The organism is Streptacidiphilus fuscans (assembly GCF_015690355.1).
GTDB classification, from domain to species: domain Bacteria; phylum Actinomycetota; class Actinomycetes; order Streptomycetales; family Streptomycetaceae; genus Streptacidiphilus; species Streptacidiphilus fuscans.
Genome location: NZ_JADPRT010000020.1, coordinates 1 through 13,119 on the forward strand (window position 1 = coordinate 1; position 13,119 = coordinate 13,119).

13 protein-coding genes and 1 rRNA gene are annotated in these 13,119 nt (G+C 70.9%); 4 read left to right on the forward strand and 10 right to left on the reverse strand.

What is annotated here, in order from left to right; translation table 11 throughout:
* The 3 genes from I2501_RS33985 to I2501_RS33995 all read right to left on the reverse strand — a co-directional run.
* Positions 1–130: ribosomal RNA gene (locus I2501_RS33985) — 16S ribosomal RNA — on the reverse strand; the annotation flags it as partial.
* Positions 131–686: 556 nt separating this feature from the next.
* On the reverse strand, positions 687–1,949 hold the full coding sequence (tyrS, locus tag I2501_RS33990) for a tyrosine--tRNA ligase (RefSeq protein WP_196198030.1): 1,263 nt from the start codon (positions 1,947–1,949) through the stop codon (positions 687–689).
* A gap of 189 nt (positions 1,950–2,138) precedes the next feature.
* Positions 2,139–2,789 carry a DNA-3-methyladenine glycosylase gene (locus I2501_RS33995; RefSeq protein WP_328806825.1) on the reverse strand — a complete coding sequence of 217 codons (651 nt, stop codon included), beginning with the start codon at positions 2,787–2,789 and terminating at the stop codon, positions 2,139–2,141.
* A gap of 70 nt (positions 2,790–2,859) precedes the next feature.
* On the opposite strand from I2501_RS33995, the gene I2501_RS34000 reads away from it, so the two are divergent.
* Together I2501_RS34000 and I2501_RS34005 are read left to right on the forward strand one after the other, a co-directional pair.
* Positions 2,860–3,390, forward strand: coding sequence for a YbhB/YbcL family Raf kinase inhibitor-like protein (locus tag I2501_RS34000; RefSeq protein ID WP_196198031.1), 531 nt, complete (start codon positions 2,860–2,862; stop codon positions 3,388–3,390).
* 168 nt (positions 3,391–3,558) lie between these two features.
* The gene (locus I2501_RS34005) at positions 3,559–4,083 is read left to right on the forward strand and encodes an HNH endonuclease (protein ID WP_196198032.1); all 525 of its coding nucleotides are present in this window, start codon (positions 3,559–3,561) and stop codon (positions 4,081–4,083) included.
* Between the two features lie 54 nt (positions 4,084–4,137).
* Here the strand turns inward: I2501_RS34005 and I2501_RS34010 are convergent, their stop codons facing one another.
* The 5 genes from I2501_RS34010 to I2501_RS34030 form a co-directional block, all read right to left on the reverse strand.
* Positions 4,138–6,210, reverse strand: a complete 2,073-nt coding sequence (locus tag I2501_RS34010) for an outer membrane protein assembly factor BamB family protein (RefSeq protein WP_196198033.1) — start codon at positions 6,208–6,210, stop codon at positions 4,138–4,140.
* Positions 6,211–6,254: 44 nt separating this feature from the next.
* Positions 6,255–6,554: a 4a-hydroxytetrahydrobiopterin dehydratase gene (locus tag I2501_RS34015; RefSeq protein WP_196198034.1), complete on the reverse strand. Its 300-nt coding sequence runs from the start codon at positions 6,552–6,554 to the stop codon at positions 6,255–6,257.
* Between the two features lie 117 nt (positions 6,555–6,671).
* Positions 6,672–7,658, reverse strand: coding sequence for an SPFH domain-containing protein (locus I2501_RS34020; protein WP_196198035.1), 987 nt, complete (start codon positions 7,656–7,658; stop codon positions 6,672–6,674).
* Positions 7,659–7,796: 138 nt separating this feature from the next.
* A complete protein-coding gene (locus I2501_RS34025; protein WP_196198036.1) occupies positions 7,797–8,228 on the reverse strand; it encodes an NfeD family protein in 432 nt (143 codons plus the stop codon).
* 129 nt (positions 8,229–8,357) lie between these two features.
* Positions 8,358–9,149, reverse strand: a complete 792-nt coding sequence (locus I2501_RS34030) for an ABC transporter ATP-binding protein (RefSeq protein WP_196198037.1) — start codon at positions 9,147–9,149, stop codon at positions 8,358–8,360.
* A gap of 126 nt (positions 9,150–9,275) precedes the next feature.
* Here I2501_RS34030 and I2501_RS34035 point away from each other — a divergent pair, with 126 nt between their 5' ends.
* Entirely contained in the window at positions 9,276–10,088 is an 813-nt protein-coding gene (locus I2501_RS34035; RefSeq protein WP_196198038.1) for a hypothetical protein, read from the forward strand.
* A 226-nt stretch (positions 10,089–10,314) separates the two neighbouring features.
* On the opposite strand, the gene I2501_RS34040 is transcribed toward I2501_RS34035, so the two are convergent.
* Positions 10,315–10,962, reverse strand: coding sequence for a response regulator (locus tag I2501_RS34040; protein ID WP_196198039.1), 648 nt, complete (start codon positions 10,960–10,962; stop codon positions 10,315–10,317).
* The gene (locus I2501_RS34045; RefSeq protein ID WP_196198040.1) at positions 10,955–12,139 is read right to left on the reverse strand and encodes a GAF domain-containing sensor histidine kinase; all 1,185 of its coding nucleotides are present in this window, start codon (positions 12,137–12,139) and stop codon (positions 10,955–10,957) included. The genes I2501_RS34040 and I2501_RS34045 overlap by 8 nt, the downstream gene beginning before the upstream one ends.
* A 189-nt stretch (positions 12,140–12,328) precedes the next feature.
* Here I2501_RS34045 and I2501_RS34050 point away from each other — a divergent pair, with 189 nt between their 5' ends.
* Positions 12,329–13,096: an SDR family NAD(P)-dependent oxidoreductase gene (locus I2501_RS34050; RefSeq protein ID WP_196198041.1), complete on the forward strand. Its 768-nt coding sequence runs from the start codon at positions 12,329–12,331 to the stop codon at positions 13,094–13,096.
* Positions 13,097–13,119 lie beyond the last annotated feature (23 nt).

Genomic DNA, 13,119 nt, shown 5'->3' on the forward strand with positions numbered 1-13,119 from the left:
CAGGGCAGATTGCCCACGTGTTACTCACCCGTTCGCCACTGATCCACCCCGAAGGGCTTCACCGTTCGACTTGCATGTGTTAAGCACGCCGCCAGCGTTCGTCCTGAGCCAGGATCAAACTCTCCGTAAATGCTTCATTCACGAGAGCGGTGCAGCACCCGGCGGAATAGGCCAGGTCTGCACTCAGCGTCCTCGCTGAAAATTTGTTCTCAAAAGTAACTGGCGTTGACTTTTGGCACGCTGTTGAGTTCTCAAGGAACGGACGCTTCCTTCAGTCCCGTCTCACCGGGCCCTCCGGGCGCTTCCTTCGTTTTCCAGCTTAGCAGATCCGCCGACCGGTTTTTCCGCTTCCCGGCTGGAAAGTCGGGAGTCGCTCGTTTGCGACGTCCGCTACGTTAGCGCATTTTCCGAAGACCGGGAAATCCGCGTTCCGTACGCAAATTCGCACGCCAAATAGAGCTCGTTCCGGCTCGGAAGACACCGATGCCAACGAGATCGATCAAGAGAGTGAATCAGCTGCGGGTTGGTCACTTTGGACTGGTGCGGCGGAGCGACGCTCCGTACGACGCATCTGTCCGATTCAGGCGACTCGACCAACATTAGACCCTGCATAGGTTTACGTCAAACACGAAGGGGGAGATGCGTGTCACATCTCCCCCTTTTGGGTGAACGTGCAGGTCAGCGCCTCAGCGGACCAGCTCGACCGCGGCAAGGTTGCGCTTGCCGCGGCGCAGGACCAGCCAGCGGCCGTGGAGCAGGTCGGCCGGCGTGGCCGATGCTGCTTCGTCGTCGATCTTGGTGTTGTTGAGGTAGCCGCCGCCCTCGTTGACCGTTCGGCGGGCGGCCGAACGGCTCGCGGAGAGGCCGGTGGCGACGAACAGGTCCACCAGTTCGCCGAGTTCGGACACCTGCGCGCTCGGCAGCTCGGCGACCGCGGCGGCCAGGGTGCGCTCGTCGAGCTCGGTCAGGTCGCCCTGGCCGAAGAGCGCCTTGGACGCGGCGACCGCGCGGTCGAGCTGGTCCTGGCCGTGGACGAGAACGGTCAGCTCCTCCGCGAGGGCGCGCTGCGCCGCGCGCTTGAACGGCGCCTCCTCGGTCAGCCGCTCCAGCTCCTCGATCTCCTCGCGCGACTTGAAGCTGAAGATGCGGAGGAACTTGGAGATGTCGCGGTCGTCCGCGTTGAGCCAGAACTGGTAGAACGCGTACGGAGAGGTCAGGTCCGGGTCGAGCCAGACGGTTCCCGTCTCGGTCTTGCCGAACTTGGTGCCGTCCGCCTTGGTGATCAGCGGAGTGGCCAGGGCGTGCGCGCTGACGCCCTCGGCCTTGCGGATCAGATCGGTGCCGGCCGTCAGGTTTCCCCACTGGTCGCTGCCGCCGGTCTGCAGCATGCAGCCGTGGCGGCGGTAGAGCTCCAGGAAGTCCAGACCCTGGAGGACCTGGTAGCTGAACTCGGTGTAGCTGATGCCCGCGTCGGAGTTGAGCCGTCGGGCGACGGCCTCCTTGGCGATCATGTTGTTGACCCGGAAGTACTTGCCGATGTCACGCAGCAGGTTGATCGCGGACATCCCCGAGGTCCAGTCGAGGTTGTTCACCATCTGGGCGGCGTTCGGCCCGTCGAAGTCGAGGAAGCGCTCGATCTGGGCGCGCAGGCGCCCGACCCACTCCGCGACGGTCTCCGGGTCGTTGAGCACGCGCTCCGCGGTCGGCTTCGGGTCGCCGATCAGACCGGTGGCCCCACCGACGAGGCCCAGCGGCTTGTTGCCCGCCAGCTGGATCCGCTTCATGGTGAGGATCTGCACCAGGTTGCCCAGGTGGAGGCTGACCGCGGTCGGGTCGAAGCCGCAATAGAACGTGACCGGGCCGTCCGCGAAGGCCTTGCGCAAGGCGTCCTCGTCGGTGGAAAGGGCGATGAGCCCACGCCACTGGAGCTCGTCGACGATGTCGGTCACGATCCCTCGTCTCTTCGTTCGGTCGGTCAGCTCGTTGGTTCGTTCGGCCTGGTCGGGTCCGGTCGGTGCTGTGTGGTCCGTGCCGTGTCTCCGGTCAGTGCCGTGTACAGGGTCGCTGAAAGGATCCCGTCTTGGCCAATCCGATTCACGGAGCGGACGGGCCTGGCCCGGGTCTCCCCCGGCGGGCGGTCACGCGTCGGGCTTGCGGCGCTTCGGGACGTGGCGGCGGTACGGGCTGACGGTCGGGTCGCCGTCGATCCAGAAGCGGAGCTCGACGTCGGCGGCCTGGGCGATGCCGGTGCGCGGGCCCTGGCGGATCAGGGTGGGCGCCGGTGGTTCGCCGGAGAGGATCCGGAAGACCGGGCCGCCGAGCGGTTCGCCGTCCTGCGCGCGGTCGACGCCGAGTGCCTGGGTGAGCCGCGCCGGGCCCTGGGCGAGCTCGATGTCGCGGCGGGCGGAGCGGCGGCGTTCGCGGGCGAGGTCGATGCCGTCCACGACCTCGCCGGCGCGGAGCAGCACGGCGCCCGCGGCGGTGCCGGGGCCGGTGACCAGGTTCATGCAGAAGTGCATGCCGTAGGTGAAGTAGACGTAGACGAAGCCGGGCGGGCCGAACATCACGGCGTTGCGGGCGGTGCGCCCCCGGTAGGCGTGCGAGGCGGGGTCGGTGTCGCCGGTGTACGCCTCGACCTCGGTGATCCGGACGGCGACCTCGCCGTCCGGTCGCGTGCAGGCCAGGACCCGGCCGAGGAGTTCGGGGGCGACCTCCGGCGAGGGGCGGTCGAAGAACTCCGTCGTGAGGGGAGTGCGGGGTTCGCTCGGCACGGCACCTGGTTTCGACACACCGCGAGACTAGGCTGACCGGCAGACTTCGAGCGAACCAGTTCTGCCGAAACCACAGGAGGCTGACGACATGTCGGAGCCCAAGCGGCGTCCGCTCCCGCACGACTTCCACCCGCCGGTCGCGTCGATCACCGTCACCAGCGACGACGTCTCCGACGGCGGGGTGCTGCCCGACGCGCAGGTGTACGCGCACGGGAACACCTCGCCGCAGCTGAGCTGGTCCGGTGCCCCGGCCGGGACCAAGAGCTACGCGGTCACCTGCTACGACCCGGACGCGCCGACCGGCAGCGGTTTCTGGCACTGGACCGTCTTCGACATCCCCGCCGACGTCACCGAGCTGCCGACGGGCGCCGGCAGCGGGGACTTCAAGGGGCTCCCGGCCGGGGCCGTGCAGGTGCGCAACGACTACGGGACGCGGGACTTCGGCGGCGCCGCGCCGCCGCCCGGGGACGGGCCGCACCGGTACGTGTTCACGGTCTACGCCGTGGACCAGGAGAAGCTCGACCCGGACGCCGACGCGTCGCCCGCCGTGGTCGGGTTCAACCTGCGTTTCCACGCGATCGGGCGCGGTCAGCTGGTCGCGGAGTACGAGCACCCGTAACCGGCACGCGGCACCAGCACCTGCGACAACCAGCGGCAATGAACACGCGGTGACGACCAGACCGTAACCCCCAGGTCACCGAAATTGCGTTGTCCCGGCATCCGGGCCGCCCGCAGAGTGGACCCACCGTCCACCTGGGGCGGACCGGGAACGGGAGGTGGCTTGGCCATGCGCAAGACTCTGGTGCTGAACGCGACGTACGAGCCGCTGGCGGCCGTGACGCTGCAGCGCGCGGTGGTGCTGGTACTCCAGGACAAGGCCGTGGTCGAGCACGCCCACCCGGTACGACGGGTGCGCGGTACCAATGTGGAAGTGCCGATGCCACGGGTCGTCAGACTCAAGCGGTACGTACGGGTGCCGTTCCGACAACGGGCGGCGTGGTCGCGGCGCGGTGTGCTGGCCCGGGACAACTTCCGCTGCGCGTACTGCGGTCGGAAGGCCACCACGGTCGACCACGTGCTGCCGCGGTCACGCGGTGGGCAGGACACCTGGCTGAACACGGTGGCGGCCTGCGCGGCGGACAACCACCGGAAGGCGGACCGGACTCCGGAGCAGGCGGGCATGAAGCTGCTGCACCGCCCTTTCGAACCGACGCCCGACGCGGCGCTGATCGCCGCGCTCGGGCTGACCGTCGACGGCCGCCCCGTGGTCCGGGACCGCGATCGGGACCGGGATCGGGACCGCGCGGCGTGACGGCGCAGCGCCGCGCGCCAGGCTCCCACGGTGGTGCGGGTCAGCTCGCGGCGGTCAGCTGGCGGCGGTCCAGGCGGTGACGGCGGTGCTGTAGCTGCCGGTGTACTCCGGCAGCGCCACCACCGTGCTGCCCCGGTAGAGCACCCGGCCCGAGCCGAGGAGCGAACCGGTGCCCTGCGGGAAGGTTCCGCCGACCGTCTCGGTGCCCGAGGTCAGGTCGAAGTGGCTGAGGCGGGCGGGCTGGCCGAGCCGTTCGTCGGTGGCGACGACCGCGTCGTTGCCGTCGATGCCGACCGGCACGCCCGCGCCCTTCTCCTGGGCGGTGGTGCGCCACAGCTGCTTGCCGCTGATCAGGTCGAACGCGGTGATCACGGCGGGCCCGGAGGCGGCCGCGGAGGACTGCGCCGAGGGGCTGACCGCCGCGACCATGGTGTTCCCGGCGAAGAAGAGCGCCGGGTCCGGGTCGAAGCTGCCGTGGGTCGAGTCGATGGTGCCGCCGGACTGGGAGACCGGGATGGTCGCCTCCGGGTTGCCCTTGGCGTCCCACGCCTTGATCTGGTCCTGGGTGGGGTCGCTCATGTGGACGCTGACGACTGCGGGGTCGGCCGACAGCACGGTGTACGACTGGGCGTTGGACGGCAGACCCCGGTACCAGATCAGGTTGCCGGTGTTGGGGTCGAGCGAGAGGATCTGCTGCTTGATCGAGGTGTCGGCGCAGGTGCTCTGGACCAGCAGCGCGGTGCCGTCGCCGCTGCCGGAGAGCGCGCAGTACTTCCCCGGTCCGCCGTAGCTCCAGGACTGCTTGCCGGTGGTCGCGTCGTAACCGGTGGCGGAGTTGCCGACGGCCACGACCCTGCTGTCCGTCACCGTCACGGACGCGCCGAAGCTGTTGCTGTTGCCGCCCGAGAGCGTGGCGTTCCACTTGGCCTGGCCGCTGGAGGTGTCGACCGCGACCAGCTCCGAGCAGGCCTGGTTGCCACCGGGCTGGGACTGGAAGACCACCGCGCCGATGCCCGCGCTGTTGACCGAACTCGACATCGCGCAGGGGACGGCGCCGTTGCTGGGCGGCGTCACACTCCAGAGCTTGTGGCCGTCGGTCGTGGAGTAGGCGGTGACGCCGAGTCCGTCGCCGCGCACGACGGCGTTGCTGAGCAGCCAGGAGCCGACCAGGCCGTCATTGGCGTTGCCGCCGTTGGCGGTCGCTCCGGCGTCGGCCGGGGCGGCCCAGGACTTGGTGTGGTTGACGCCGATGTTCGCCTGAGGCTGGGCGGCGGCGCCGGCGGCGCTCGACGGCGAGGATCCGCTGGAACCGCTCCCGGCGACCCAGATGCCCGCGCCGCCGAGCACGACCAGCGCGACGGCGGCGATGCCGACGCGCGTCATCAGGGTCTTCCGGTCGCCGTTCGGCCCGCCTCCGAGCGCGGCGACGGCGCGGTCGCGCAGGGCTGACACTCCGTCACCTTGCGGCGCGGGGGCGGCTCCCCGGCCACGCCGCTCGCGTCGGCTGACGGCGGTGGCGCCGGCTGCGGTGGCGTCGGCGGTGCCGGAGTCGGTCGCGTCGGGGTCGGATGCGGCGTCGGGCGAGAGGTCGGAGTGGAGGGCGGATTCCTGCTCGGGGGCCGTCGCCTGGGCCGGGAAGGGGAGGTCCGTGCCGATCCCGCCGCTGATCCCGTCACCGACCCCGTTTCCGACGCCTTCTGCCGTCCAGTAGGGCTGCTCGGTGGTCTGGACGCCCTGGAACCCTTCGACGCCCTGCGCGTCCTGGCCGTAGTAGGCGTACTGCTGCGGGTCGTACGTCTGCGCGTCGTATCCCTGTGCGTCGTACGTCTGCGGCTGATCCGGTGTCGCGTAGGGGTACGACTGCTGGTAGCCCGAGGGGTCGTAGTAACTGCCGTCGTACGTGCCCGTACCGCCCTCGTACGTGCCTGCGTACGTCCCGTCGTACGTGGCCTCGTAGCCGGTGGGCTGGGCGTAGTAGCCCTCGGTCGGCGGCGGGGTCTGCTGCTCGGCATAGCCGGAGTAGTCGTACTGCCGCGCACCGTAGGGGTCGTACGGCTGCTGCTGCCAGTACTGCTGCTGCTCCTGCGGGCTATCGCCCGGCATCCCGGTGGTGTCGTCTCGTTCCATGGGTCCCGTACCGCTCCCGCCTGCCTGATGCGCGAGCCAGCATCTCATGCCTCCGCGAGGGCGGCGGCATCGATGAGGGCGGCGAGCCTCAGATCCAGGGCGGTGACACCGCCCGAGGAGTGGGTGGAGAGCGTGAAGTGCAGGTTCCGCCAGCGGATGTCGATGTCCGGGTGGTGGTCCATCGCCTCGGCCTGTTCCGCGACGGCGACGACGATGCGGATCGCCGCCGGGAAGTCCCTGGCCTGCACGGTCCGCCGGATCGAGTCGCCCTCGAGGTGCCACTCGGGCAGGGACCGGAGCCCGTCGGTGAGTTGCTCGTCGGTGAGGAGGTCACGCGTACTCATGCGCAGCACGCTACTCGCCGAGAACGCACGAGACCCCGGCGCGCGGGACGGCGCGCCGGGGTCTCGTGCGGGATCAGCAGAGTCAGCAGAGTCAAGGGACTCAGCAGAGCCGCGGGGTCACTCCGGGTCGAGCTCCGGGCGCTCGGTGCGCTTGTCCAGGTTCGGGGTGCTGCCGTTGGCGGCGGTCACCGCCGCGCCGTCGGCCGGGCCGCCCATGCCGGGGACGCCCTTGGGGGCCATCCCGGCGAAGGCGCCGCCGACGCCCTTGAGCGCGTCGCCGACCTCGCTGGGGATGATCCACAGCTTGTTGGCGTCGCCCTGGGCGATCTGCGGGAGGGTCTCCAGGTACTTGTAGGCGAGCAGCTTCTGGTCCGCGTCGCCGGAGTGGATGGCGTCGAAGACCGTGCGGATCGCGGCGGCCTCACCGTCGGCGCGCAGCACGGCGGCCTGTGCCTCACCCTCGGCCTGGAGCACGTCGGCCTGCTTCTTGCCCTCCGCCTTGAGGATCGCCGACTGCCGCTCACCCTCGGCCTGGAGGATCGCCGCGCGCTTGTCACGGTCGGCGCGCATCTGCTTCTCCATCGAGTCCTGGATGGAGGTCGGCGGCTCGATCGCCTTGAGCTCGACGCGGTTGACGCGGATGCCCCACTTGCCGGTGGCCTCGTCCAGCACGCCGCGCAGACCGGCGTTGATGGTCTCGCGGGAGGTGAGCGTCGACTCCAGGTCCATCGAACCGATGATGTTGCGCAGCGTGGTGATGGTCAGCTGCTCGATGGCCTGGAGGTAGCTCTGCACCTCGTAGGTGGCCGCGCGCGGGTCGGTGACCTGGAAGTAGATCACCGTGTCGATGTTCACCACCAGGTTGTCCTGGGTGATGACCGGCTGCGGCGGGAACGGCTGGACCTGCTCGCGCAGGTCGAGGCGGTTGCGCACGGTGTCTATGAACGGCACCACGATGTTGAGCCCGGCGTTGAGCGTGCGCGTGTACCGGCCGAAGCGCTCCACGATGGCCGCTTGGGCCTGCGGGATCACCTGGATCGTCCGCAGCAGGACGACGAACACGAACACCGCCACGATGACCAGGACGATGATCACGGTTTCCACAGGGACTCCCTCGACAGACCCTCGAACAACTTGACGCTGACGCTGTGTGCATTGACGCTGTGCGATTTTGACGTTGTGTGGCTAGGTACCCAGCAGGACCGCCCGCGACGCGGGCGGACAGGGGGCGCAGGGAGTGCGTCAGAGCACGACGGCGGTCGCACCGTCGATCTCCGCGACGCTGACCTTCTCCCCCGGCTCGAAGACCTGACCCGCCGCCAGCGCACGCGCGGACCAGATCTCGCCCTTGAGCTTGATCCGTCCGTCGTGCTCGTCGACGCGTTCCAGCACGACGGCCTCCGCCCCCTTCAGCGCCTCGATCCCGTGCCGGACCGAAAGAGCGCTGCGCCGTTGGCGTTTGGCGATCGGTCGGACGAGGACGAGGAGACCGACGGTGGTGGCGAGGAAGACGACGAACTGCACGACGATCCCGCCGCCGAGCCCGGCCGTCAGCGACGCCGCACCCGCTCCGATCCCGAACATGACGAACTCGATCGCGGCGGTGTGCACCACGGGGGCGCACAGCAACACCGCAACCAGCAGCCACCATGCCCAACTCTCCACGGGAACCATGGTAGTTGCGCGACTGGTCCGCCGTCAGGAAACGGAGGCAAAGATCATCACAACAAGGGCACGACGGACACCCCCGCCGGAAAGGACGGCGCGTCAGCCTGACCGACATCAGCCCAGCGGGAGGCGACGTCAGCCCAGCGGGAGGCCGCGGGCGGCCCAGCGGCCGTTCTCGTGCTCCAGGGTCAGCGGCAGGCCGAAGCAGAGCGAGAGGTTGCGGGCGGTCAGCGTCTCCTGGATCGGACCGGCGGCCAGCACCTTGCCCTGACGGATCATCAGCACGTGGGTGAAGCCCGGCGGGATCTCCTCGACGTGGTGGGTCACCATGATCATCGCCGGGGCGATCGGGTCCTGGGCCAGCGCGCCGAGGCGGCGGACCAGGTCCTCGCGACCGCCGAGGTCCAGACCGGCGGCGGGCTCGTCGAGAAGGAGCAGCTCCGGGTCGGTCATCAGCGCGCGGGCGATCAGGGTGCGCTTGCGCTCGCCCTCGGAAAGGGTGCCGAACTTGCGGTCGGTGTACTCGGCCATGCCGAGCAGGTCGAGCAGCAGGCGGGCCCGGGACTCGTCGGTCTGCTCGTAGGTCTCGCGCCAGTGCGCGGTCATGCCGTAGGCGGCGGTGAGGACGGTCTCCAGCACGGTCTGCCGCTTGGGCAGCTTGTCGGCCATCGCGGCGCCGGCCAGGCCGATCCGGGGGCGCAGCTCGAAGACGTCGACGGAGCCGAGCTTGTCGCCGAGGATCGCGGCGGTACCGGCGCTGGGGAAGAGGTAGCTGGCGGCGACCTGCAGCAGTGTCGTCTTACCGGCCCCGTTCGGACCGAGGACGACCCAACGCTCGCCCTCCGCGACGGCCCAGGACACCTGTTCCACCAGCGGACGTCCGTCCCGGATCACGGAAACGTCCACCAGCTCCAGCACGTCGCTCATTGCGTACGCCTTCCCCAATGAAAAGAAGAGTTGTTCTCTCGCACCCGGCTCGCCTTGCCATTGGGTCAGCAGAGCCCGTCCAAACCTACGCCACCGAGGTGACCAGATGCTCCGTAGGCTTGGCCCATGCCGCAGACGGAAGCGCACGAAGCGTACGAAGAACCCCGGTCCGCCCGACTTGTCGCCTGGGGCAACGCCTGGTTCGCGGGCCTCACCTCCCCCGACGACGCGGCCGAGGCGGTCCGCGGGAGTGACGAGACACACCTCGTCCGCGGTCTGCCGGGCGCGGACGGCGTCGGCCTGACGCTGGCGCTGGGCCGGTTGCGGACCCTCGGCGCGACGGGCCTACGGCTGGCCCTCCCCGCCGCCGGCCACCCGCTGGGCCTGACCGGCCCGGCCGAGTTCAACGCCCGCGCGCTGGAGACCGGCGAGGCGGTCGTCGCCGTCGACGCACCGTGGGGCCTGGTCCCTGAGGCGCTGTGGCACGGCGCGGACCACGAGGACGACGGCGTACTCGCCGTCACCTGGCACGCGCTGCCGGTCGTTCCCGGCTTCCCCGCGGACGTCCCCGCGCTGCGGGACGCGGAACGCGAGCTGCTGGAAGGCATGCGCGAGGCGACGGAGTCGCTGGTCCGCCTCGACGTCGCGGGCGCGGGCCCGGCGGTGCAGACGGCGCTTGCGCGGATGCGTACGCGGGCGGAGGAGGCGGAGGAGTTGCTGGCGCCCGGGTACTCGGCGCGGGCGGTCCGGGTGCTGCAGAGTGCGCGGCGCGTCGCCGCGTTGGTCGCGGTGGCGGCGTTGAGCGAGGGCGCGGCGGTGAGCGCCGGCGAGATGGCAGCGCGGGCGGACGCGCTGCGGCCGCTGGAACGCGCGGCTCGGCGGGCACGGGTGGCGGCGTACAACTCGCTCGTGGACGAGCCGGCTGCGGATCGACGCTGAGCGGTTTGCTGCCGCAGGTGGTTGCACCATCAGGGGGCGCGGGGATTCTGCAGGCGAGGAACCAGGCAATTGCTCAGGGGCGCGGGGAACGGCGCGACAAGCCACCCACGCAGCTGGCCGGCCGAACGAACAGGGCCATCCGCACAGGGTGGTTACTCGCGCAGTTCCCCGCGCCCCTGATGGTGCAACCACCTGCGGCAGCAGCAGTAACTCCGCTGCAACAGGTTCAGCCCGCAGCTCCGTTGCGGACCGCCCACAACGCGGCCTGGGTGCGGTCCTGGAGATCCAGCTTCATCAGGATGTTGGAGACGTGCGTCTTGACCGTCTTCTCCGAGAGGGTCAGCGTCCGAGCGATCTCGCGGTTGCTGCGGCCGTTGGCGATCAGCCCCAGGACCTCCTGCTCGCGGTCGGTCAGCGTGCCGCCGCGGCCCTGCGGCGCGCGGCCCGCCGACTCCTCGGCGAGCAACGCTTCCGCGAGCTCCGGCTGGAGCAGGACGTGCCCCGCGTGGACGCTGCGGATCGCCCCTGCCAGAGCCTCCGGGTCGACGTCCTTGTAGACGTATCCCGCCGCGCCGGCGCGGAGCGCGGGGACGACCGTGCGGTGCTCGGTGAAGCTGGTGACGACCAGCACCTTGGCCGGGTTGCCGCGTTCCTTCAGCATCCGCAAGGCGTCGATGCCGTCGGTGCCGGGCATCTTGACGTCCATCAGGACCACGTCCGGCCGGAGCTCCTCGGCGCGGGCGACGCCCTCCTCGCCGTCCGCGGCCTCGCCGACGACCTCGATGTCCGGCTGGACCTCGAGGAACGTGCGCAGGCCGCGGCGGACGACCTGATGGTCGTCGACCAGCAGCACCTTGATGGTCGGTTCAGCCACCGGGGACCTCCAGTACCACCACGGTCCCCGCTCCCGGGGACGAGTCGATGTGCAGCGCGCCGCCGACGCCCGCGGCGCGGTCCCGCATGGAGACCAGGCCGAGATGGCGGCCCGCGCGGCGGGTCTGCTCGGGGTCGAAGCCCTTGCCGTCGTCGGTCACCCGCAGCCGCGCGCCGCGTCCGGTGCCGGACGAGCCGCGTACGGTGCGGAGTTCGACCTCGACGGTGGTCGCGCCGGAGTGACGAAGGGCGTTGTGCAGCGCCTCCTGGGCGACCCGCAGGAGAGCCTCTTCTTGCGCTGCGGGCAGTGCGCCGACGCGGTCGTGGAAGAAGCGGACGTGCGCGGTGTGCGCCCGGTTCAGCACGTCGACCTGGGAGGCGAGGGTCGGCAGCAGGCCGTCCTCGTCGAGCGCGGCCGGGCGCAGTTCGACCACCACGCTGCGGAGTTCGTCGGCGGCCTCGGCGGCGAGGCGGGAGACCTCGGCGAGTTCGGCGCGGGCGCGGGCGGGGTCGCGTTCCACGAGTGTGGCGGCGGCCTGCGCGGTGAGCCGGAGCGAGAAGAGCTTCTGGGAGACGGCGTCGTGCAGCTCGTGGGCGATCCTGGCGCGCTCGCCGACCAGGGTGAGCTCGCGACTGCGCTCGTACAGGCGGGCGTTGACCAGGGCGAGTGCGGCGTGGGCGGCGAGGATCCGGAGCAGTTCCTCGTCGTGACCGGAGAAGCTCTCGCGTCCCTCCGGGTTGGCCAGGAAGAGCGCGCCGAGGATCTCCTCGCCGTCCTGGATCGGGACCCCGAGGAAGGCCTGCATGTCCGGGTGCGCGCCGGGCCAGCCGCCGAAGCGCGGGTCCTGGCGGACGTCGGCGAGGCGGGTTGGGTCCGGCTCGTGCAGCATCGCGGCGAGGATGCCGTGCTGGCGCGGCAGCGGGCCGATCGCGCGCCACTGGTCGTCGGAGATGCCGTCGACGACGAACTGAGCGAAGCCGCCGTGGTCGTCGGGCACGCCGAGCGCCGCGTACTGGGCGCCGACCAGGGTGCGGGCGGAGGTGACGATGCGCTGCAGGACCTCGCGCACTTCGAGGTGCCGGCTCATGGCCAGCACGGCGGAGCTGATCGCTTCGATCCCGCCGAGGCACCGGTCGCTGGAACCGTCCTCGTACGGCGGGCACGCGTCTGTCGACATGCCGTCACCGTACCGCCGGGTGATCCCCGGGGCATCGGACGTGGGGAGGTCGGTCGCAGGTCTGCGGGCCTAGGTCGAAGGGACCCGGCTCCCGAGGCCGGTCGCCCGAGGTGGACGGGACCCGCGGCGGCCTAGCTTCGGCGGTGTCGGAAGCGTTCTGCACACAGGTCGGCAACAGGAGGGATCGCCATGACAGTCGCCATTGTGACGGGGGCGTCGCGAGGACTGGGATGGGCGCTGGCACTGGCCCTGGCCGAGCGGGGCTGGGACGTGGTCGTGGACGGTCGGCACGCCGAGCGGCTCGCCGAGTTGGCCGCCGAGTTGGCCGATCTCGCCGCCGAGGGCGGCCGCATCCACCCGGTCGCGGGTGACGTGACCGATCCCGCGCACCGCAGCGCGCTCGTCACCGCGGCCTGGGACCTGGGCGGCGCGAGCCTGGTGGTCAACAACGCCGGGGTGCTGGGGTCGGGCGTGGACGGGTCCGAGCCGTTGGTGACGCTGGCCGAGCAGGACCTGGACGTGCTGCGCCGCGCGTTCGACGTCAACGTGCTCGCGCCGCTCGGGCTGGCGCAGGAGGCGCTGCCGCAGCTGCTGGCGCACGACGGCGCGCTGCTCAACATCACCTCCGACGCCGCCGTCGAGGCGTACCCGACGTGGGGCGCGTACGGCGCGACCAAGGCGGCGCTGGAGCAGTGGTCGGCGGTGCTGAAGCGGGAGGAGCCGGCGCTGCGGGTCTGGTGGGTCGACCCGGGCGAGATGAACACGGCGATGTACGCGGCGGCGGACGCGGACTCGGCGGCGCAGGCCCCGCTGCCAAAGGAGCAGGCGGTCCCTGCCCTGCTGGCGCTGGTCGAGGGCCGGCTGCCGAGCGGCCGCTACACGGCGGCGGGGCTGGCGGCCGAGCAGGCCGAGCGGGCCGAGCAGGCCGAAGGGGTCGAGGCGGGGGTCGCGCGGTGAGCCGGGTGGGAGATCTGCGGGAG